The sequence below is a fragment of the Bradyrhizobium sp. USDA 4504 genome (genome assembly GCF_054063995.1).
This window is the reverse complement of record NZ_JBSSGV010000001.1, coordinates 7414483-7436434: the sequence shown is the minus strand read 5'-3', so window position 1 is coordinate 7436434 and position 21952 is coordinate 7414483. Positions and strand designations below refer to the sequence as shown.

Here is a 21952-nt window from a genome sequence, read left to right as displayed (position 1 = left end):
AAGGCCTGACCTGCCCGCCTACCCTGCGCCGCAAAATTGAGGAAACACGATGGCCCACGAAACCGCAACGCTCGCCGCCTATGTCGCCGACCTGAAATATTCCGACATTCCGCCGGAGGTGCTGGAGCGCGCCAAGGTTTTGACGCTGGATTTCCTCGGCAGCACCATCCGCGCCCGGCGCGATGCGGAATCGACGCCGTCGCTGATGAAGATGCTGGAGGCGCTGGCGCTCGACGGCAAGGGCGAGGCCACCGTATTCGGCGACACCAAGACCTGGACCCCGGCGGTCGCGGCGCTGCTCAACGGCGCGCTCGGCCATTCGCTCGACTTCGACGACACCCATGCCGATTCCTCGCTGCATCCGAGCGCACCGGTGGTGCCCGCCGCGTTTGCGGTCGGCGAGATGGTCGGCGCCTCCGGCCGCGACGTGCTGACCGCGATCGTCGCCGGCTATGAAGTGTGCTGCCGGCTCGGCAACGCACTCGACCCGACCTCGCATTACGCCCGCGGCTTCCATCCGACCGCGACCGCCGGCACCTATGGCGCTGCCGCGGCGGCGGCCAAGCTGTTCGGCCTGTCGAAGGAGCAGATCGTTTCCGCGTTCGGCGTCTCCGGCAGCCAGGCCGCGGGCTCGCTGCAATTTTTGGTCAACGGCGCCTGGAACAAGCGCTACCAGGTCGGTGCCGCCGCGATGAACGGCGTGATCGCCGCGACCCTGGCGCGCAACGACTTCATCGGCTCGAGCGAGTCGGTCGAAGGCAAGCACGGCCTGCTGGTCGGCTACAGCGACGATGCGCATCCGGACAAGGCGGTGGCGGACTTGGGCCACACCTACGAGACGCTGAAGATCGGCGTGAAGCCGTATCCGAGCTGCCGCTACACCCACGCCGCGATCGACGCGCTGATCGCGATGCGGCGCGAGCACAACCTGACGCCGGACCAGATCAGGAAGGTCGAGATCGGTCTGCACCGCAACGGCATCACGCTGACCGGCGACGCCGCCACCAAGCGCCACCCGACCTCCGTGGTCGGCGGCCAGTTCTCGATGTTCTTCACCGGCGCGATCGCGCTCGACCAGGGCCATTTCGGCTGGGACGATTACGACCGGCTGGGCGACAAGGCCATCGACGCGCTCGCCGACAAGTTCGACGTGGTGCAGGACGACCGGCTCGAGGTCGGCCGCACCCATCCGTTCGGCGCCCGCGTCTCGATCACGACAGATGACGGCACCCATGAGCGCCTCTATGCCGATCCCTCCGGCGAGCCGACCTCGTTCCCCGACGCAAAGGCGATGCAGCAGAAGTTCCTGACGCTGGCCCGCCCGGTGCTCGACAAGCGCGCCGACCAGCTCGCCGACGCCATCCTGACGCTGGAGCGCTTCGATCGCGTGGAGAAGGCGACGCAGCTGGGAAGGCAGTAAGCAGGCCGTCGAGGCGCAGGCTGCACGCCACGCCCACAGCTGTCGTCCTGGCGAAAGCCAGGACCGATAACCACCGCATTTGATCATGAAGGGGATCGTGGCCCCAGCGTCGCGCAACAAGTCTCATTTGGGGTAATGGGTCCCGGCCTTCGCCGGGACGACGACGGCGGGGATGCGTCGTAATTCAAGAAGTCAAACAGCGCGGTGTCATCGCCCGCGTGGCGAAATGGATTCCGGGCTCATGCTTCGCATGCCCTGGAATGACGGCGCGTCCTACTCCGCTCCATCGATAATCACAAAATCCCCCTCTGAATATTTCTGCCGGATCACCTTCGCGGCCTGATATTCCGGGCAGGTGTAGCATTCCATCGCGGTGGCGCGGTCCCTGAATTCGATGACGAAGTTGCGCTGGCGCGTTGCGCCTTCCATCACCTCATAGGGGCCATTGCGCACGATGAAATTGGCGCCGTATCTGACGAATACCGGCATCGCGGCGGCGAGATATTCGGGATAGCGGGCTTCGTCGTGAACCGTGACGTGCACGATCCAGTAGGCTTTCGGCATGATGGTCTCCGGTTGACGCGTGCTTCAAGAAACTATGGCGCGCCTCCTCGCGAGATGCGCCACAGCATCAGAAAATTCCGGAGGCCGAGATTCAATTCACGATCGCGCGGGTGTTGTGTGACATGCCGGTCAATTGCCGCCCGCGAGCCGCGCACTTGCAGACGTCGCTGTGACGACGTCACGGACCAGATCGAACACGCCGTCCGCCTCGGGCGGCATGTTCGGCGAGCGGCCGAGGCGGACGATGACGAGGTGCTGCGACGGCACGATAATCACATATTGCCCGATCGTGCCCTTGGCGAAGAAGGCATCGCGCGGCCAGCCGTGCTCGACACGGAAGCGAGCGCCAAAGCTGTCGCCGAGATTGGTCCAGAAGCCCGCGCCATAGCCGACCCAGGCATTCGGCGTCGGCGATGCCGAGTATTTCACCCAGCCCTCGGGCAGGATACGCTTGCCGCCGGCCACGCCGTCATTGAGATAGAGCTGACCCAAGCGCGCCCAGTCGCGCGCGCTCGCCATCATCGCGCCCGATCCTTCCGGCGTGCCCGCAGCATCGAACTGCATCACGACATTGCGCATGCCGAGCGGTCCGAACAGCTCCTCACGGGCGAAGCTCATCACATCAGCCGCATGCCCGCCGGCGGCGTTGCGGATCAGGTGCGAGAGGATCAGGTAGTTGCCGTCGTGATAGTTCCAGACCCGGCCGGGCGCGCTCTCCAGCGGAGCGCTCTCGGCGAAGGCGGCCATATCCGATTCCATGAACTTCATGCGGTTGACCGGCTCGAGCACGGATGCCAGCGACGCCTGCAGCGAACTGCCGAGTGCGAGGCCCGCGGTGTGGCGCAACAGCTCGTCGACCGTGATCGCGTGGCGCGGATCGTCAGGATTCCGCCAGGCCGCGATTGGGACCGGCTGGTCGCGCGTCAGCCTGCCCTCGCGCACCAGGATTCCGATCAGCGCCGAGATCACCGATTTGGTCGCGGAGAAACCGAGCAGCGGCGTGTCGGTGCCAACGCCGGCGGCGTAGCGCTCGGCGACGATGCGGCCGTCCTTCATCACGACGACAGCGCGGGTGCGGCGGAACGGCGGCTCGGCCGGCTCGGCAAAGGCGCGGTCGAGCGCAGCCGCAAGCTGCGGGGTTTGCGGCGCGACGAGCGCGGGGCCGGCGATCTCGGGCAGCAGCGCGGCCTGCGGCCTCAAAGGCGGCAACGCAGTCTCGCCCAGCGTCTCGTCATGTTCGAGCGTGCAGCCCATGCCCTCGCGATAGACCGCATGGCTGCGGCCAAGCCCGAACAGCGTGGACGTCCTTGCGGTCGAGGTCGACCTCGGTGTCCATCGCCCAAGTGATCAGGCCGGCCCCCGGCATCGCGTCAGTGGTCTCGGTCAGGTTTCGCCTGGGGTCGAGCCCGCTGACGAAGGTCTCCGAGCAGATCACGTTGGCGACAAAGCCGGTCGCGACCTCAGGCACATCGCGGGCGCGGGCGGCGGACAGCGCCAACGCACCGAAGGCGGTGGTGGCGGCGAGAATGAGAAAGAGCTTTCGACGGGTCACGGGATCCTCCGGCATGGCGCAACGGGCGCGTGGCCGGATCGGGCCGCCGGGGACGGGAGAGCGCTCGCCGGATTTGGAAATCGGGCTGGTCGAGGATTGGAGGCGACTGGTCGATTCTGGAATTCTACAGCGATTACAAGGGCCTGTAATCGCGACGCCTCTTACCTCCTCCCCTTGTGGGAGAAGGTGGCGCGGACGAAGTCCGCGACGGATGAGGGGTCTCTCTCTATCCGAGGAGACAAACCCCTCAGCCGGCTTCGATGCTACCGCATCGAATCCACCTTCTCCCACAAGGGGAGAGGGTGCAGCGGTATCCGCCGCAAGCAGGACATCTACACCGCGCTTGCCTTCAGCTTCCGGTACTCCGTCGGCGTCACGCCAGTGGTCGCCTTGAAGGCGCGGTTGAAGGGGCCGAGCGACTGGAAGCCGGCGTCCATGGCGATGGTGATGACCGGGACTTCGGCCTGGGAAGGATCGGCGAGCGCCGCCTTGGCCTCCTCGATCCGGTGGTTGTTCAAGAAGACATTGAAGTTGCGGTAGCCGAGCCGCTGGTTGATCAGCCGTCGGAGACGATATTCAGGGATTTTCAACCGGGTCGCCAGCGCGCCGATGGTGACGTTGTCATGGCGGTAGATCCGCTCGTCCGCCATCAGCCGCATCAGGGCATCGACCAGCTTGCGGTCGGCCGCCTCCTCGGCCGCGGCCGGCTTCGTCGGCACGACGGCCTCCGCCGGCACCGTGAACAGGTCGGCGCCGTCGACGCGCACCATCGCCCAGGTGATTGCGGCCACGATGGCGGTGAGCACGGCCGCGTTCACCAGGTTGGCCCATTCCACGGTCACGCGGCTGCCGGCATAGGCAATCTGCAGCAGCGCGTTCATTCCGCCGTACAGCGCAGAGGCGGCGACGATGAAGACGCGGACACGTCGGCGGCGCTCGACCAGGTCCGCCGACCACGATCCGATGGTTTGCGCCACCGCGAGCGCAACGAAGACGAGCGTGAGCGAATTGACCATGATGATCGCGATCCGCGCGTGACCGGCGGGTGCAATCCACATGCAACTGACGAAGCTGTAGGCCACGACCGCGGCCCAGATCAGGCCGTGCCACCAGCGCAGCTGAAACGCGTCATCGAACAGCGCGCGCGTGAACAGCCAGAACACCACGATATCGCCGGTCGAGAGCGCGATCAGTGGCGCATGCCAGTCCGAGACCGGCGGCCCGGCACCGATCGAGGCGGTCACCGCATGCGCGGCCGAACCGAGCGCGAAGGCGGCCGCAAGGCGCCCGGAAAGCGCCTTGCGAAAGTCAGTGAGCAGCAAGGCGGCAAGCACCAGCAGCAGCGCCACGCTGGCGCTGCGCAGGCAGAGTTCAAGTGCGGCCCAATCTGAAGCAGCCGATGTCATCGCCGAACAATCGTCGGTCGGACATGCTTTTTCAAGATGGCTCACGCTGCCAGCGCTGGCGCGACGTCACCCAGATATCGACCACATCGCCCTCGAGCTTGCCCGGCCCCTCATTCACGGCACCTAGCCGCCGCGCCACGGCCTGGGAAGCTGCGTTGGCCGGATCGATGCAATGGATAATGCGGTCGACCGTGAAGTTCGCGAACACAAAGTCGATCGCGGCACGCGCCGCTTCCACCGCATAGCCCTTGCCGCGATGCTCTTTGGCGATGCCCCAGCCGACCTCGAAGCCGGGCCATTCCGGCGGATAATACGGGCCGACGCGGCCGATGTAGCGGCTGGAAGATTTCTCCTCCACCGCGAACATGCCGAAGCCGTATAGCGCCCAGTGGCCCGAGATGACGGCGGCATTGCGCCAGCCCTTCAGCGCCGACGTGACCGGCTGATGATCCGGCGTGATGAAGCGCGCCGTCTCGGGATCGGACAGCATTTTCGTGTTCTCAGCGACATCGGATGCGCGCCACGGCCGCAGGATGAGCCGCGCGGTCTCGATCACGGGACCATCGACCTGCAGCAGTCTTGCGCCTGGCTTGATCAGAGAAACCATGACTGTCTCCGGTTTCTAAGTTTGAACTTGCTGCCATCGAGAGCAGGTGCAAGCCACAAGTAATTCGTCGTCCCTGCGAAAGCAGGGACCCATAACCACCGATGTGTGTTGCTAGCGAAAGCTGGGGCCGCGGCCTTCGCAAGACTAGCATCGGTGGTTATGGGCCCCGGCTCGCGCGGAGCCTGTCATCGGGCGGCGCTTCGCGCCGACCCGTTGGCTTGGCCGGGACGACGGATAGAGAGTATGATCACGGCAAAAGAGTATCATCGCTACACTACTGTAAGGAGTCCGACATGAGCTGGCAGCCCTCGACCGATCCCGAACTCGGCGATCCAAAGACCTGCGACGCGCTGGATCTGATCATCGTGCCGCGCACCCGCGATCTCGGTGACGGCTTTGCGGTGCGCCGCGCGCTGCCGCACGGCAAGCGCCAGATGGTGGGACCCTTCATCTTCTTCGACCATTTCGGGCCGGTGCAGTATCTCGCCGGCAAGGGCATGGACGTGCGGCCGCATCCGCATATCGGGCTCGCCACCGTCACCTATCTGTTCGACGGCAGCATCATGCACCGCGACAGCGAGGGCAACATCCAGGAGATCCAGCCCGGCGCGATGAACCTGATGACCGCGGGCCGCGGCATCGCGCATTCCGAGCGCACGCCCGACGTGCAGCGCCGCGACGGCCAGAAGATGCTGGGCCTGCAAAGCTGGATCGCGCTGCCTGCCGGCAAGGAGGAGATCGCGCCGTCGTTCCAGCACTATGGCGCGGGCGACCTGCCGATGATCTCCGAGCGCGACTTCACCGCGCGCATCATCGCGGGCTCGGCGTTCGGCATCACCTCGCCGGTCAGCATGGTCTCGCCCTGGTTCTACACCGAGGTGACCGCGAAGGCCGGCACCTCGGTGCCGCTCGACCCCGATCACGAGGAACGCGCGATCTACCTCGTCGACGGCGAGGTCGAGATCGCGGGCGACCGCCACGAGGGGCCGCGGCTCCTGATCTTCCGGCCCGGCGACCGCATCACCGTCAAGACGCTGCGGCCGACCCGCATGATGTTCCTCGGCGGCGACGCCCTGGAGGGGCCGCGCCATATCTGGTGGAATTTCGTCTCGTCATCCAAGGAGCGGATCGAGCAGGCCAAACAGGACTGGAAAACCGGCCGTTTCGCGCAGGTTCCGCACGAACACGAGTTCATTCCGCTGCCGGAGTGAGCTAATTCCTGTGATAATCTCGAGCCCGCACGGCCGCGTGCGGGCGCTCGTCTTTGCAAACCACCTATTTTGAAAAGCCACCTAGAAAGATCACGCCATGACCGCGATGCTATCCAGCGATTTGCCCCTGCCCCGGATCGGCCGCGGCAAGGTGCGCGATATCTACGCCGTCGGCGACGATCGTGTGCTGCTGCTGACCACCGATCGCATCTCGGCATTCGACGTGGTGATGGCGGAAACCATACCGATGAAGGGCGCGGTGCTGACCCAGATCAGCGCCTGGTGGTTCCGGCAGCTCGAGGGCACCGTACCGCATCACATGATCAGCGCCGATGCCGACGAGATCATCCGCGCGGTGCCTGAACTGAAGGACCATCGCGCCGACATCCTCGGCCGCGCGATGCTGTGCAAGCGCACCACGGTGTTTCCGATCGAATGCGTGATCCGCGGCTACATGTCCGGCTCGGCCTGGAAGGAATACGCGGCCGAGGGCACGCTTGCCGGCGAGAAGCTGTCGGCCGGCCTGGTCGAGAGCCAGAAGCTCGAACCCGCGATCTTCAGCCCGGCGACCAAGGCCGAGGCCGGCCATGACGAGAACATCACGGTTAAGCGGGTGCGCGAGATCGTCGGTGCCGACGTCGCCGCGACGCTGGAGAAGATGGCGCGCGACGTCTATGGCTACGGCGAGCAGACCAGCCGCGCCCGCGGCATCATCATCGCCGACACCAAGTTCGAGTTCGGCCGCGACAAGGACGGCCGCATCATCCTGATCGACGAGGTGATGACGCCGGATTCGTCGCGCTTCTGGGCGGTCGATGCCTACAAGCCCGGCCAGCCGCAGCCGAGCTTCGACAAGCAGCCACTGCGCGACTATCTCGACGTCGAGCGCCGCGCCGGCCGCTGGAACGGCGATGCGCCCGCTCCGCCGCTGCCAGCGAGCGTGGTGGATGCGACGAGCAAGCGGTATCTGGAAGCGTATCGCCGCGTGACGGGAAGCGAGCTGAAGGTTTAGCTGCACCGTCGGCGCGTTCGCTCTTTCACCGTCACCCTGAGGAGGCCGCAACGCGGCCGTCTCGAAGGGTCGACGGCCCGGCTGGTGGCCGATTCATCCTTCGAGGCTGGCTCCGCTCGCACCTCGGGATGACGGGGAATGAGCGGTGCACGCTTCGCTTTTGCCCACCCTGCGGAATTGCGCTGTCTGTCGTGGGATTGCAACGAACTCACCTCTGATGCCACTCTCCGGGCACAACAAGAACAGCCCAGGGAGCGCCCCATGTCCGATGCCGATACCGTGCTCGTCGAGCGCGACGGTCCTGTCACCATCATCTCGATCAACCGTCCGCACAACCGCAACGCCGTCGATGGCGCCACCGCGCGCAAGCTGTATGACGCGTTTCTCGCCTTCGATGCGGATGCGAGCGCATCCGTCGCGGTGTTCACCGGCACCGGCGGCTATTTCTGCGCCGGCGCCGATTTGAAGGCGGTGGCGGCGGGCGATCCCGAGAAGAAGCGCGAGGTCGGCGGCCACGACACGATCGCGCCGATGGGACCGAGCCGGGTGCGGTTGTCGAAGCCGGTGGTCGCCGCGATCGAAGGCTTTGCGGTCGCCGGCGGCATGGAGCTCGCGCTGTGGGCCGACATGCGCGTCGTGGCCGAGGACGCAACCTTCGGCGTGTTCTGCCGCCGCTTCGGCGTGCCGCTGATCGATCTCGGCACCATCCGCCTGCCGCGACTGATCGGCCATTCGCAGGCCATCGACATGATCCTGACCGGACGCCCGGTTGCCGGGCCCGAAGCCCACCGCATGGGACTCGCGAACCGATTGGTGCCGAAGGGTGAGGCCCGCGCCCACGCCATTGCGCTCGCCAAGGACATCGCGAGATTCCCGCAGAAATGCATGCGCGCCGACCGGCTGTCGGCGCTGCGGCAGTGGGACCTCGACGAGGAAGAGGCGATCAGGAACGAGATGCGCGGCGGGCTCGACGTGATAGCGTCAGGCGAAACGCTGTCGGGCGCGGCGCGCTTTGCCTCCGGCGTCGGCCGTCACGGCGCCTTCGGCACTGAGAGCGGCCACGGCTGAAGATTACGTCTCGCTAGCCTTCTCCTTTTCCTGAAAGGGGGAAGGTCGGGATGGGGTGAGCCGCAGGCGATGCCGTATGCGGAGAGAGCTGATCCCCACCCGCTTGCTCTGACGAGCAAAGCGACCTCCCCATTTCAGGGGAAGGTAATGCGGAGAGACTCCGGATTTCGCTTCGCTTCATTCGGGCTACGAAGGCGAGAACTACAGCGACCCGCGGCTTTCGCTCGCCGCAAGCTGACCCATCAGCGCCTTGTCGTCATAGCGCGCGAGCGAAAGGCTGCGGGCGAAGACTGGCACGGGCGCGCCGACCACAGCGCGGGCGCAGAGGTCGCCGGTGGCGCGGGCGCCCATCGTGCCGTAGCCCGACAGCGCGGTGGCGAGGAACACGCTTGGCGTCTTCGCCGCCCCGATCAGTGGCCAATTCTCTCTCGTCATCGGATAGTAGCCGCCGTAATGCACGCGGTCGCGCGGCAGCGCGCCGAGATAGTGCGCGAGCTTTGGCTGCAGCCGGCTCGCCGCGCGCAGCACGACTTCGGGGAAATAGGGATTCAGTTCCGGCTCGCGAACCGGCTCGGTGATCTGTTCCGCGTTGAACGCCCAGCCGAGCTTGATCCACTCGCCGTGATCGCCGCCGTCGGGCCGGCAATGGATGCTGCCCGGCATGCCCCCCACCCCAACCGTCTCCCCGCAAGAACGGGGAGAGGGTGCGCAGCGGCAGTTGCCGTCACGATACGGCCTAATCTCGCTACACTCTCAAAGGTAATGACGGCGATCAGACGCCGGCCATCATCACGTATTTGATCTCGACATATTCCTCCATGCCGTGGCGCGAGCCTTCGCGGCCGAGGCCCGATTCCTTGACGCCGCCGAACGGCGCCACTTCGGTCGTGATCAGGCCGGAGTTGACGCCGACCATGCCCGACTCCAGCGCCTCGGCGACGCGCCAGACGCGGCCGATGTCGCGCGAATAGAAGTAGGAGGCAAGGCCGAACGGCGAGGCGTTGCACATCGCGATCACGTCGGCCTCGTCCTTGAAACGGATCACCGGCGCGAGCGGGCCAAAGGTCTCTTCGTGCGAGACCAGCGCGTCCGGCCGCACATCCGACAGCACCGTGGGCTCGAAGAAGCTGCGGCCGAGCGACGAACGCTTGCCGCCGGTGACGATCTTGGCGCCGCCCTTCACCGCATCGGCAATGTGCCGTTCGACCTTCTCGATCGCTTCCATGTTGATCAGCGGCCCCTGCGTCACGCCCTGCTCCGTGCCGTCGCCGATCTTCATCTCCGCGACCTTCTTCGACAGCTTCGCGACGAACGCGTCGTAGATCTTGTCCTGGGCATAGAGACGGTTGGCGCAGACGCAGGTCTGGCCCATGTTGCGATACTTCGAGACGACGGCGCCTTCGACGGCGGCATCGATATCGGCGTCGTCGAACACCACGAACGGCGCGTTGCCGCCGAGCTCGAGGCCGAGCTTCTTCACGCCGACCGACGCCTGCCGGTACAGGATCTTGCCGACCTCGGTCGAGCCGGTGAAGCCGACGAAGCGCACCGCCGGATGCTCGCACAGCACCTTGCCGATCGGCGGCGCATCACCGGTGATGATGTTGAACACGCCCTTCGGCACGCCGGCCTTCTCGGCCAGCGCAACGAGCGCGAGCGCGGACAGCGGCGTCTCGTTGGCGGGCTTCAGCACCACGGTGCAACCGGCCGCCAGCGCCGGCGAGACTTTGCGGGTGATCATCGAGTTCGGGAAATTCCATGGGGTGATGGCGCCGCAGACACCGATCGGCTGCCGGATCGCGAGCAGACGCGCGTCCGGACGCTGGGTCGGGATCGTCTCGCCATAGACGCGACGCGCCTCTTCCGCGAAGAATTCGACATAGGCGGCGCCGATATCGACCTCGCCGAGCGCTTCCGCCAGCGGCTTGCCCTGCTCGGAGGTCAGGATCAGCGCAAGGTCCTCGCGGTTGGCGATGATCAGATCAAACCACTTGCGCAGGATGTTGGAGCGCTGTTTCGCGGTCAGCTTGGCCCAGGCCGGAAACGCGCGCTCGGCGGCCTCGACGGCCTTGGTCGCGTCATCGGCGCTCAGCTGCGGGATCTTGATCAGCTCGACGCCGGTCGCCGGATTGTTGACGGCGAATTCGGGGCTGCCGACCCAGGCGCCATCGATATAGCAGCGGTCGCGCAGCAGCGAGGGGTCCTTCAGGCGGCTCTGCAGGGAGGATGCTGCGGATTGGGTGGCGCGTGCGGCGACGGGCGGGGTCATGGCGTTACTCCTGTCATTTCTGGAATTTCTTGGGGGTGTTCGCCGCCTATATAGGCGGAAAGCCGCTGCGATGCACCGGCGCCGGGCGCGACCCTGCTTGGACGCAAACGCGGCGCGATTGTTGGAGGGTTGTCATTCCGGGGCGGCTCTAAGAGCCGAACTCGGAATCTTGAGATTCTCGGTGCGCAGTTGCGCACCTGAGGGTTCGATGCTGCGCATCGCCCCGGAATGACGGCTCTGATCAGACCGCGCCGCCGGACATATAGGTTTCACGACGCCCGATCATGCGCTCGGCCGCGGCCTTGGCGTCCGCCTTGGTCGAGGTCGCGCAGGTCCGGTATTCGAGGTCGGCCTGCGCCCGCGCATCGCGGCGGCCGAACCAGGATTTGGCGCCGGTCTGCAGCAGCGCCAGCGCCCGCGCAACATTCGCGACGGCCTCGAACGAGTGCAGTGCGCCGGTACCTGCGTAGCGGACTTCGTAGAGACCTGGGCTGATCGGCGCTTCGATATTCTCGCCGCGGCCCGGCCGCGGATAGCGCTTCCATTCACTCCATGTCGAAATCATTGCTGCGCCCCCGCAAGGCGGGAAATGACGAATCTTTTCGTCAAATCCGGTCCAATCCGCCGCACCGTTTGTGCAGCGATCTGAATGCGTTAATGCAAATAATCAGTTACGAAAATCATTCCTTGATCACGTTACCGTGGCCACCCGCGAAGGTCACCGGGACTTGCTCGAAGTCCCCTGCAAAATCTGCGCGCGTGGTGAACGCCTCCCGACCAAGGCCGTTCCTAGCGGCCGGCCTTCACGACATCGCGACGTCGTCGCATCGCGCCCGCCTTGCGGGAGCGGAAAAGCGGGAGGATGATCCGCCCACTTCAAAACAATAAACCCCACCGGAGGAAGCCCCCAATGCAGAGCAAGGCTCAGATCGATCAGGTATTGCGCCAGAAAAGCGAGGCAAAGGAAATTCCCGGCGTGGTCGCCATCGCGGCCACCGGCAAGGACGTGATTTATGAAGGCGCGTTCGGCAAGCGCGACCTCTCCAAGAGCGATCCCATGACGGCGGACAGCGTGTTCTGGATCGCCTCGATGACCAAGGCGGTGACTTCGGCGGGCGCGATGCAGCTCGTCGAGCAGGGCAAGCTCTCGCTCGATGAGCCGATCGGCAAGCTGTTGCCCGATCTCGCCGCGGTGCAGGTGCTCGACGGCTTCGACGCCAAGGGCGAACCGCAGCTGCGGCCGGCGAAAAAGCCGATCACGCTGCGCCAGCTCATGACCCACACCGCCGGCTTCGCCTACGACATGTGGGACGGCAACCTCGGCAAATATCTGGAAAAGACCGGCACGCCCGGCATCATCACCTGCCTGAATGCCGCGCTGAAGACGCCGATTATGACCGATCCCGGCACGCGCTGGGAATACGGCACCAATATCGACTTTGTCGGCAAGGCAGTGGAGGCCGCATCCGGCAAGAAGCTCGATGCCTATCTGCGCGACAATATGTTCGCGCCGCTCGGCATGAGCGACACCGCCTTCAAGATCTCCGACGACATGCGCAAGCGGCTGGTCGGCATGCATGCCCGCGGCGAGGACGGCACGCTGGCGGCAATCCCGTTCGAGCTCGAGCAGAATCCTGAATTCCACATGGGTGGCGGCGGCCTGTATTCGACCGCGGCCGACTACATCAAGTTCTGCCAGATGATCCTCAACAAGGGCAAAGGCAACGGCAATCAGGTGCTGAAGGCCGAGACGGTCGCGACCATGGGGCAGAATCACATCGGCGAGCTCACCGTCGGCAAGATGACGACGGCCTTGCCGATGTACACCAACGATGTCGATCTCTATCCCGACATCGTCAAGAAATGGGGCTTGAGCTTCCTCATCAACACCGCCAAGACGCCGGAAGGCCGCAGCGCCGGCAGCCTCGCCTGGGCGGGCCTTGCCAACACCTATTACTGGATCGATCCGTCGCGCGACGTCTGCGGCGTGATCCTGACCCAGCTGTTGCCGTTCGCCGACAAGCACGGCCTGGAAGCCTTCGCAGGCTTCGAGAAGGGCATCTATGCCGGGCTCGACGCCGGCAGCGGGCAAAGGGCGGCGTAAGGCTCGATGAGATAAGTCGTACCAACCGTGACGGGACTCCTCTCCCTCTCCCCGTTCTTACGGGGAGAGGGTTGGGGTGAGGGGCTGCTTCCGCGCAGACGGTCGCAATTGGACTCGCAGAGACTCCCCCTCACCCGGATCGCATCTTCGATGCGATCCGACCTCTCCCCGCACGCGGGGCGAGGTGAAGCGGAACCCGTCGCCGCCACAATCGAAAACCATACCCGCCATAGGTCGGGCCTGTCCCATCGGCGCCAAACGACTAAGATCGCGCAAAAAGCGTGACGACATGAACACGACCACGAGGAGGACGAGCTTGGCACCCACACCCAAGGGAGACAGCAAGGCAGACAGCTATGTCTGCGGCATTTCCGATACGCCGCTGCTCGGTGAAACCATCGGCCGCAGCCTCGACCGCGCACGGGCGCGCTGGGGCACGCGCGAGGCGCTGGTCTCGCCCAGCCACAATGTGCGCTGGACCTGGAACGAGTTCGCCGAGCGCGTCGATGCCTTGGCGGCGGGCTTCATCGCGCTCGGGCTGCAACGCGGCGAGCGGATCGGGATCTGGTCGCTGAACCGGCCGGAATGGACGCTAACGCAATTCGCCGCCGCGAAAGCCGGACTGATCCTCGTCACCATCAATCCGGCCTATCGCCTCAGCGAGCTGGAATTCGCACTCGGCAAGGTCGGCTGCGCCGCGATCGTGACGGCGACCGCATTCAAGACCTCGGCCTATATGGAGATGCTGAACACGCTGCTGCCCGAGCTCGCGAGCTCCGAGCCCGGCCATCTGCGCTCGGCGCGGCTGCCGCAACTGCGCGCCGTGATCCAGATCGGCGGACCGGCGGCGCCGGGCACCATTCTGTTCGATGCGGTATCGCAGATGGGCGGCGATCGCCATCGCGAGCAGCTTGCGGCGCTCGGCGAGAGCCTGCAATTCGACGATCCGGTCAATATTCAATTTACGAGCGGCACCACCGGCTCGCCCAAGGGCGTGACGCTGACCCATCACAACATCCTCAACAACGGCTACTTCACCGGCCTCGCCATGCGGCTGACCGAAGCGGACCGCATCTGCATTCCGGTGCCGCTCTATCACTGCTTCGGCATGGTGATGGGCAACCTCGCCTCGGTCACGCTCGGCACCACCATGGTCTATCCCGGCGAAGGTTTTGATCCGCTGGCGACGCTGACCACGGTCGCGCAGGAGAGATGCACGACGCTGTACGGCGTGCCGACCATGTTCATCGCCGAGCTCGACCATCCCGACTTCGCGCGCTTCGATTTGTCGTCGCTGCGCACCGGCATCATGGCCGGCGCGCCCTGCCCGATCGAGGTGATGAAGCGCGTCAACACCGAGATGAACATGCGCGAGGTGACGATCGCCTATGGGATGACCGAAACCAGCCCGGTGAGTTTCCAGAGCGCGACCGACGATCCCTTGGAGCGCCGCGTCTCGACCGTCGGTCGCATCCATCCGCATGTCGAGGTCAAGGTCGTCGATCTCGACGGCAAGGTGGTGCCGCGCGGCGAACGCGGCGAGCTCTGCACCCGCGGCTACAGCATCATGCTCGGCTATTGGGACGAGAAGGAGAAGACATCAGACGTGCTCGACGCCAATGGCTGGATGCACACCGGCGATCTCGCCGTGATCGACGACGAGGGCTACTGCAACATCGTCGGCCGCATCAAGGACATGGTGATCCGCGGCGGCGAGAACCTCTATCCGAGGGAGATCGAGGAATTCCTCTACCGCCATCCGAAGATCCAGGACGTGCAGATCTTCGGCGTCGCCGACGAGCGCTATGGCGAGGAGCTGTGCGCCTGGGTCAGGATCAGGCAGGGTGAAACGCTCACCGCCGACGAGGTCCGCGCCTTCTGCCATGGCCAGATCGCCCACAACAAGATCCCGCGCTATGTCGAGTTCGTCGAGGAATTCCCGATGACGGTGACGGGGAAAATCCAGAAGTTCGTGATGCGCGACGCGGTCGAACAGCGGCTCGGGCTCAAGGCGGCGAAGACGGCGTGATCTCTCTTCTCCCTCGCCCCGCTCTTGCGGGGAGAGGGTCGGGGTGAGGGGCCGCCTCCGCAAACTGGATGAAGATGAGTACGCGGAGACTCCCCCTCACCCGGATCGCATCTTGCGATGCGATCCGGCCTCTCCCCGCAGGCGGGGCGAGGCGAGAAAGAGCGGCGCCCTTAAACCAGCAGCCCCTGCTGCTTCGCCAGATCCTGCAGCGACACCAGCGGCCGGGCGCCGATGTGCTGGATCACCTCGGCGGCGGCGAGCGCGCCGAGCCGACCGGCATTCTCATGGCCGACATTGCGCACGAGACCGACGAGGAAACCGGCGGCGAACAGATCGCCGGCGCCGGTGGTGTCGACCAGCCTGTCGATCGGCGAGGCGGGCGCCGAGACGACGCTGTCGCCTGATATCACGACGCAGCCCTTCTCGCTGCGCGTGACGACGCCGAGCTTGGTGTCCTTGCCGAACTGCTTCAGCGCGGTGTCGAAATCCGAGGTCTGGTACAGCGAGTGCAGCTCGGACTCGTTGGCGAATACCAGATCCACCACGCCCTTGCGCATCAGATCGACGAACTCGTCGCGGTAGCGATCGACGCAGAACGAATCCGACAGCGTCAGCGCGACCTGGCGGCCCGCGCCATGCGCGATGTCAGCCGCCTTCACGAACGCGTCCTTGGCGTTCTTCGGATCCCAGAGATAGCCCTCGAGATAGATGATGCTGGCGGCTGCGATCTGGTTCGGATCGATATCGTCCGGCGTCAGATCCTGCGCGGCCCCGAGATAGGTGTTCATGGTGCGCTCGCCGTCCGGCGTCACCAGGATGTAGGAGCAGCCGGTGGCCGGTCCGGTCCTGGCCGGCGCGGTGTCGAACGCCACGCCGGCGGCGCGGATATCATGGACGTAAAGCTTGCCGATCTGGTCGTCCTTGACCTTGCCGACATAGGCGGCGCGGGCACCGAGACTGCCGACGCCGACGATGGTGTTGGCAGCCGAGCCGCCCGACATCTCGGTCGCCACGCCCATGTCGCCGTAGATCGCGGTGGCGCGCGCCTCGTCGATCAGTTGCATCGAGCCCTTGGTCATGCCGTGACGGGCAAGGAACCCCTCGTCGGTCTGCACCAGCACGTCGAAGATCGCGTTACCGATCCCAAGAACGTCGTATTTTGCATCAGCCATAGACCTGCCCTGTGTTAACGCCACCCAACAAGAGTGGCGGCCTATCACGTTACGCCTCGGGGCAGCAAGCGAAGCTGAACCTGCCTGTTCCCCGTCATCCTGAGGAGCGCGCAGCGCGTCTCGAAGGATGAACGGCCCGGCTCTGGCCGATTCATCCTTCGAGGCTCGCTTCGCTCGCATCTCAGGATGACGGGTTTAAGACGGCACCACTGGAAGCTATACCTGCTACTGCTATACAAGCCTCATGTTCCGCTCCTTCCTCACGGTCTCCTCGGGAACGCTGGCCTCGCGACTGCTCGGCTTCGTGCGCGATTCCGCGATCGCGGCGCTGCTGGGCGCGGGACCGGTGGCGGATGCCTTCCTGGCGGCATTCCAGCTTGTGAATGTTGTGCGACGGCTGTTGTCCGAGGGCGGACTGAATGCCGCCCTGGTGCCGGCCTGGCTGAAGGCACGCGATGCCGGCGGCTTGGAGGCGGCAACCGCCTTTGCCGGCCGCGTGCTCGGCACCGTCAGCGCCGCGGTGATCGCATCCGCGCTCGTCATCGGCCTGCTGATGCCGCTGGTGATCGCGGCGATCGCGCCGGGTTTTGTCGGCCGCGACACGCTGCAATTCGCCGTCGACGATGCAAGGCTGATGCTGCCCTATCTCGCCTTCGCCGGCCCGGTCACCGTGATGATGGCGCTGCTCAGCGCCCAGGGACGTTTCGCGCTGACCGCGTTCTCGCCGCTGTTGTTCAACATCGCGCTGATATCGGTGATGGCCGTGCTGCTGGTGCGGCAGCAGGAGCCGGCGCAGGCCGCGATTGTCATGGCGGCAACGATCGGCGTCGCCGGCTTCCTGCAACTGTCGATGCTGGCGCTGCGCGGCGCAAGGCTCGCCTCGCCGCTCCGCGTGTCCTTCGATCCTGACATGCGCGGCTTTCTCGGCCGCGCGATCCCCGGCATGGTCGCGAGTAGCGCGCCGCAATGGCTGATGGTGGCAGGCGCGGTGATCGCATCGACCTCGCCGTCGGCGGTGTCCTGGCTCTATTTCGCCAACCGCCTGCTCGAGCTGCCGCTCGGCATTGTCGGCGTCGCCATGGGCACCGTGCTGATCCCGGAGATGACGCGCGCCGTGCGCAGCGGCGAATCCAGCGCAATCGCGCATGCGGAATCACGTGCCCTCGAGCTCGCGGTCGGGCTGGCGCTGCCGGCGACGCTCGGCCTGATGGTGCTGAGCGAACCGATCGTGCGGATGCTGTTCGAGCACGGCGCGTTCACCGCCCAGGATAGCGCGGCAACCGCGCAAGCCTTGATCTGGCTGACGCTGGCCTTGCCGGCGCATGTGCTGGTGAAGGCGCTGTCGCCGGCATTCTTCGCGCGCGAGGACACGCTGACGCCGCTGCTCGCGACGCTGAAGGGTATCGTGGTGACGATCGCGGCGGCCTTTCTGCTCGGGCAGATTTTCGGTGCGAGCGGAATTGCCGCAGGCATCGCGCTCGGCGCCTGGAGCAACGCGCTGGCACTGATCCGCAAGGGGGCCGCGACCTTCGGCTTCTCGATCGATGCCGATGCGCGCCGCCGGCTGCCGCGCATCCTGGCCGCGGCGCTCGCGATGGGCGCCCTGCTCTGGTTCGCGGAGGGCGGGCTGCCGTCGGCCGGTAGCCACGGTTTCGTGCAAGCAGCCTCCCTGCTCGTGCTGATCGCGGCAGGTATCGCCGCTTACGGGCTGTTCTTGCAGCTTTTCGGCGTCACCGGCTGGCGCGAGGCGGTTAACGCCGTCAGGCAAAGGCGCCCCGCCTGACTTGCGCGCGCGGAGCTTAAGTGGCAAACGACGCGGCAAAACTAGCCATTTCCGGGAATTAGACCATGGCGTTCGTTGAACGGGTTTTCTCAGGCGTCCAGCCGACGGGCAATCTGCACCTCGGCAACTACCTCGGCGCCATCGTCAACTTCGTGAAGATGCAGCAGACCCACAACTGCATCTATTGCGTCGTCGACATGCATGCGATCACGCAGGGCGTCGAGGTCTGGGGCGGCCCGGCCGAGCTCGCCCGCAACACCCGCGAGGTCACCGCGGCCTTCATCGCCGCCGGCATCGATGCCAAGAAGCACATCGTGTTCAACCAGAGCCAGATCGCCGGCCATGCCGAGCTGACCTGGATCTTCAACTGCGTCGCGCGGATCGGCTGGCTGAACCGCATGACGCAGTTCAAGGAGAAGGCAGGCAAGGACCGCGAGAACGCCTCGGTCGGCCTCTACGACTATCCGGTGCTGATGGCCGCCGACATCCTGCTCTACCGCGCGACCCATGTGCCGGTCGGCGAGGACCAGAAGCAGCATCTGGAGCTCTCCCGCGACATCGCGCAGAAGTTCAACAACGATTTCGCTGATTCAATTCGTGGTCATGGTTTCGCCGACGGCCTGTTCTTCCCGCAGCCCGAGCCGCTGATCACGGGGCCGGCGACGCGGGTGATGAGCCTGCGCGACGGCACCAAGAAGATGTCGAAGTCGGATGCGTCGGACAATTCGCGCATCAACCTCACCGACGACGCCGACACCATCGCGCAGAAGATCCGCAAGGCGAAGACCGATCCGGAGCCGCTGCCGTCCGAGGAGAAGGGTCTGGAAACCCGCCCCGAGGCCGACAACCTGGTCGGCATCTACGCGGCGCTGGCCGGCATCTCCAAGCAGGAGGTGCTGACGCAGTTCGGCGGCGGGCAGTTCTCCAGCTTCAAGAACGCGCTGGTCGAGGTTTGCGTCGCGAAACTGGCGCCGATCGCCTCCGAGATGAAGAAGCTGGTCGCCGATCCCGGCCATGTCGACGCGGTCCTCGCCGACGGCGCCAACCGCGCCCGCGGCATCGCCGACGAGACCATGCGCATCACCAAGGACATCGTCGGCTTCATCCGCCCGCGCTGACGCGCGAGGCAGGAACTGCGCGCTCCCTCTCCCAAACGGCGAGGGAGTATGGCACCATGGGTTGGTTTGGTTCAGCACCGGGACATGCATGACCACCCAGCGACGCAGCTACGAGTCAGGTCACAAGCCGAAATGCCTCGTCATCGTTGACGACACTGCGGAATGGGACCGCGCGGTCTACTACGCCAGCCGGTGGGCGATCCGGGTCGGCGGCGGCGTCGTGATGCTGCGGGTGATCGAGACCGAGGACCAGAACCAGCAATGGCTCGGGGTCGCCGACATCATGCGCGCGGAGGCGGAGGAGGCCGCCAACGAGGCGCTCGACCGCGCCGCCGGCCGCGCCAACGGCATCGCCGCGATCACCCCGGAGCGGGTGATTCGAGAGGGCGACCCGATCGAACAGATCCTCGACGTGATCGACAAGGACGTCGATATTGCAGCGCTGGTGCTGGCCGCCAACCCGGGCGCCGAGGGGCCCGGGCCGATCATCACCACCATGGCCAAGACCATGGGGGCATTCCCGATCCCGGTGACCATCGTGCCGGGCGGCCTGACCGACGCCGAGATCGACGCCCTGTCCTAACGCGTTACCGGCGCCGGACCCGCTTCCGGGCATGGGTATGCGCCTGGAACCGCGGTTTTGCGGCTTGATCGCGGGCTTTTTAGTTGCCATCTGACTCCTTGATTTGACGCGTTTTCTTCGCGAACCGGTGTCACTTCGCTCGAAAACGCTATAATGGAACCCAACGCGCCGGCCTTGAACCGGCGACGCCGGAGACAGCAGATGTTCATTCAGACCGAAGCCACGCCGAATCCCGCCACGCTGAAATTCATTCCGGGCCGCACGGTGCTCGACAGCGGGACGATGGAATTTTCCTCGCCCGAGTCCGCCGCGCGCTCGCCGCTCGCCGAACGGCTGTTCGCCGTATCCGGCGTCACCGGCGTGTTCTACGGCGGCGACTTCATCACCGTGACCAAGGCGGACGGCGACTGGCAGCACCTCAAACCCGCGATCCTCGGCGCGATCATGGAGCACTACATGTCCGGCGCGCCGCTGCTCGCCGACGGCACCGCCGGCAGCGACGACGCCCGCGATGAGGAGGACGAGTTCTTCGACGAGGCCGACGCCGAGACGGTCGAGCAGATCAAGGACCTGATCGAGACCCGCGTGCGTCCCGCGGTTGCCAATGACGGCGGCGACATCACCTTCCGCGGCTTCAAGGACGGCATCGTCTACCTCAACATGAAGGGCTCCTGCGCCGGCTGCCCGTCATCGACCGCAACCCTGCAACACGGCATCCAGAACCTGCTCCGGCACTTCGTGCCCGACGTGCAGGAAGTCCGGCCGATGTGATGGAGCGGCGAATGGCGAGTGGCGAATCGCGAATAGCATTCTCCGCAAGACCCCTGTTCGCCATTCCCTATTCGCTATTCGCCCTCCCATGATGATTCTCGCCATCGATACGGCGCTCGACGCCTGCTCCGCGGCGGTGCTCGACACCACCTCCGGCAATACAATCGCCATTGAATCGCAGGCGATGCAGCGCGGCCATGCCGAGGCGCTGATGCCGCTGATCGCTCGGGTGATGAAGGAGAGCGGCATCGGCTTCGCCGGGCTCGACCGCATCGCCGTCATCACCGGCCCCGGCAGTTTCACGGGCCTGCGCGTCGGCCTCTCGGCGGCGCGCGGCCTGGCGCTGGCCGCAGAAAAGCCGGTGGTCGGACTGTCGACGCTCGCCGCCTACGCTGCGCCTGTCGTCGCCGAGAATGGCGCGGCTGCGATCCTGTCGGCGATCGATGCGCGGCATGATCACGTCTATTTCCAGCTGGTCGGCGGCGACGGCAGTCCGATCATCAAGCCGAAGGTGGCGCCGATCGCGGAAGCGCTCGAGGCCTCCCAACACGGCGCGCTGCATCTGGTCGGCAACGCCGCCAATATCCTCGCCGAGCGCTGGCCCGCCGACGCCGCCCCGCCGGTCAAGGTCGACCGGCAGCCCGCGCCCGATATTACCTGGGTCGCCTGGATCGGCGCGGCTGTGGATCCTGAAACCGCGCCGCCGCGACCGTTCTATCTGCGTGCGCCCGACGCCAAGCCGCCGAAGGACCGGCTCGAGATCAGCACGCCGCGATCGACATGATCGGCTGGCTGTCACGATGGTGGGGCGGCGGTCCGCCCGCGGTCGAGCCCGCATCGCTGCGCGATGCGGCGCGACTCGCGCAATTGCACGGCGCGTCGTTTCATCGCGGCTGGGGCGAAGGCGAATTCGAGGCGATGCTGACCGAGCGCAACACGCTGGTGCACCGGCTGCGGCAGGGACGCAAGGTGATCGGCTTTGCCGTCTCACGGATGGCAGCGGACGAAGCCGAAATTCTGTCGATTGCGATCGATTCCAATCAGCGCGGCCGCGGCCTGTCGCGCGACCTGCTGCTGACCCATCTCGGCCATCTTGCCGGCCGCGGCATCCGCACCATCTTCCTCGAGGTGGAAGAGAACAATCAGCCGGCGCGACGGCTCTATGAAAAGGCCGGATTCGGCGTGATCGGCCGCCGCGAACGCTACTACAAGCAGCCCGGCGGGGAACATTTGAACGCGCTTCTGATGCGGCGCGACTTGTCGTAACATCGGCGCGATGGCAG

The 21952-nt window shown here is 65.7% G+C and carries 19 protein-coding genes and 1 pseudogene; 12 read left to right on the top strand and 8 right to left on the bottom strand.

All coding sequences use genetic code 11. From position 1 onward, the window contains the following. The first annotated feature begins 49 nt into the window (after positions 1-49). The gene (locus tag ACVMB1_RS34865; RefSeq protein ID WP_057015325.1) at positions 50-1420 is read left to right on the top strand and encodes an MmgE/PrpD family protein; all 1371 of its coding nucleotides are present in this window, start codon (positions 50-52) and stop codon (positions 1418-1420) included. Between the two features lie 273 nt (positions 1421-1693). Here ACVMB1_RS34865 and ACVMB1_RS34860 read toward each other — a convergent pair whose 3' ends face one another. The 4 genes and pseudogenes from ACVMB1_RS34860 to ACVMB1_RS34845 all read right to left on the bottom strand — a co-directional run bounded on the left by ACVMB1_RS34860 (position 1694) and on the right by ACVMB1_RS34845 (position 5549). Further along, positions 1694-1984, bottom strand: a complete 291-nt coding sequence (locus ACVMB1_RS34860; RefSeq protein WP_076824530.1) for a DUF1330 domain-containing protein — start codon at positions 1982-1984, stop codon at positions 1694-1696. Positions 1985-2113: 129 nt separating this feature from the next. Then, positions 2114-3536, bottom strand: a pseudogene (locus ACVMB1_RS34855) (serine hydrolase domain-containing protein). A 332-nt stretch (positions 3537-3868) separates the two neighbouring features. Next, positions 3869-4942 carry a helix-turn-helix domain-containing protein gene (locus ACVMB1_RS34850; RefSeq protein ID WP_076824528.1) on the bottom strand — a complete coding sequence of 358 codons (1074 nt, stop codon included), beginning with the start codon at positions 4940-4942 and terminating at the stop codon, positions 3869-3871. Between the two features lie 31 nt (positions 4943-4973). Further along, complete coding sequence (locus ACVMB1_RS34845) at positions 4974-5549, bottom strand: GNAT family N-acetyltransferase (RefSeq protein WP_076824527.1); 576 nt, start codon at positions 5547-5549, stop codon at positions 4974-4976. A 293-nt stretch (positions 5550-5842) separates the two neighbouring features. Here ACVMB1_RS34845 and ACVMB1_RS34840 point away from each other — a divergent pair, with 293 nt between their 5' ends. The 3 genes from ACVMB1_RS34840 (at position 5843) to ACVMB1_RS34830 (ending at position 8840) form a co-directional block, all read left to right on the top strand. Further along, entirely contained in the window at positions 5843-6760 is a 918-nt protein-coding gene (locus ACVMB1_RS34840; RefSeq protein WP_028335539.1) for a pirin family protein, read from the top strand. A gap of 97 nt (positions 6761-6857) precedes the next feature. Next, positions 6858-7772, top strand: coding sequence for a phosphoribosylaminoimidazolesuccinocarboxamide synthase (locus tag ACVMB1_RS34835; RefSeq protein WP_076824524.1), 915 nt, complete (start codon positions 6858-6860; stop codon positions 7770-7772). 261 nt (positions 7773-8033) lie between these two features. Continuing rightward, on the top strand, positions 8034-8840 hold the full coding sequence (locus ACVMB1_RS34830; RefSeq protein WP_076824522.1) for a crotonase/enoyl-CoA hydratase family protein: 807 nt from the start codon (positions 8034-8036) through the stop codon (positions 8838-8840). Between the two features lie 201 nt (positions 8841-9041). Here the strand turns inward: ACVMB1_RS34830 and ACVMB1_RS34825 are convergent, their stop codons facing one another. From ACVMB1_RS34825 to ACVMB1_RS34815, 3 genes are all read right to left on the bottom strand, one after another. Further along, a complete protein-coding gene (locus tag ACVMB1_RS34825) occupies positions 9042-9503 on the bottom strand; it encodes an FAD-binding oxidoreductase/lyase (protein WP_057015318.1) in 462 nt (153 codons plus the stop codon). A gap of 109 nt (positions 9504-9612) precedes the next feature. Then, positions 9613-11109 (bottom strand): NAD-dependent succinate-semialdehyde dehydrogenase, encoded by a 1497-nt coding sequence (locus tag ACVMB1_RS34820; RefSeq protein ID WP_076824520.1) that lies wholly within the window; start codon positions 11107-11109, stop codon positions 9613-9615. A 241-nt stretch (positions 11110-11350) separates the two neighbouring features. Continuing rightward, on the bottom strand, positions 11351-11674 hold the full coding sequence (locus ACVMB1_RS34815) for a hypothetical protein (protein WP_057015316.1): 324 nt from the start codon (positions 11672-11674) through the stop codon (positions 11351-11353). A 345-nt stretch (positions 11675-12019) separates the two neighbouring features. Between ACVMB1_RS34815 and ACVMB1_RS34810 the strand changes: the two genes are divergently transcribed. Further along, positions 12020-13213, top strand: coding sequence for a serine hydrolase domain-containing protein (locus ACVMB1_RS34810; RefSeq protein WP_076824518.1), 1194 nt, complete (start codon positions 12020-12022; stop codon positions 13211-13213). A gap of 289 nt (positions 13214-13502) precedes the next feature. Further along, positions 13503-15242 carry an AMP-binding protein gene (locus ACVMB1_RS34805; protein ID WP_076824517.1) on the top strand — a complete coding sequence of 580 codons (1740 nt, stop codon included), beginning with the start codon at positions 13503-13505 and terminating at the stop codon, positions 15240-15242. A 170-nt stretch (positions 15243-15412) separates the two neighbouring features. On the opposite strand, the gene ACVMB1_RS34800 is transcribed toward ACVMB1_RS34805, so the two are convergent. After that, a complete protein-coding gene (locus tag ACVMB1_RS34800; protein ID WP_076824515.1) occupies positions 15413-16414 on the bottom strand; it encodes an adenosine kinase in 1002 nt (333 codons plus the stop codon). Positions 16415-16658: 244 nt separating this feature from the next. Between ACVMB1_RS34800 and murJ the strand changes: the two genes are divergently transcribed. The 6 genes from murJ to rimI all read left to right on the top strand — a co-directional run bounded on the left by murJ (position 16659) and on the right by rimI (position 21935). Then, positions 16659-18197, top strand: coding sequence for a murein biosynthesis integral membrane protein MurJ (murJ, locus tag ACVMB1_RS34795; protein ID WP_076824513.1), 1539 nt, complete (start codon positions 16659-16661; stop codon positions 18195-18197). Positions 18198-18262: 65 nt separating this feature from the next. Continuing rightward, complete coding sequence (gene trpS, locus ACVMB1_RS34790; protein ID WP_076824511.1) at positions 18263-19315, top strand: tryptophan--tRNA ligase; 1053 nt, start codon at positions 18263-18265, stop codon at positions 19313-19315. Positions 19316-19403: 88 nt separating this feature from the next. Then, the gene (locus ACVMB1_RS34785) at positions 19404-19898 is read left to right on the top strand and encodes a universal stress protein (RefSeq protein ID WP_028335525.1); all 495 of its coding nucleotides are present in this window, start codon (positions 19404-19406) and stop codon (positions 19896-19898) included. A gap of 201 nt (positions 19899-20099) precedes the next feature. Then, positions 20100-20669, top strand: a complete 570-nt coding sequence (locus tag ACVMB1_RS34780) for a NifU family protein (protein WP_076824745.1) — start codon at positions 20100-20102, stop codon at positions 20667-20669. An 88-nt stretch (positions 20670-20757) separates the two neighbouring features. Next, positions 20758-21453 carry a tRNA (adenosine(37)-N6)-threonylcarbamoyltransferase complex dimerization subunit type 1 TsaB gene (gene tsaB / locus ACVMB1_RS34775; protein WP_076824509.1) on the top strand — a complete coding sequence of 232 codons (696 nt, stop codon included), beginning with the start codon at positions 20758-20760 and terminating at the stop codon, positions 21451-21453. After that, on the top strand, positions 21450-21935 hold the full coding sequence (rimI, locus tag ACVMB1_RS34770; protein ID WP_057015309.1) for a ribosomal protein S18-alanine N-acetyltransferase: 486 nt from the start codon (positions 21450-21452) through the stop codon (positions 21933-21935). The genes tsaB and rimI overlap by 4 nt, the downstream gene beginning before the upstream one ends. The last annotated feature ends 17 nt before the right edge of the window (positions 21936-21952 follow it).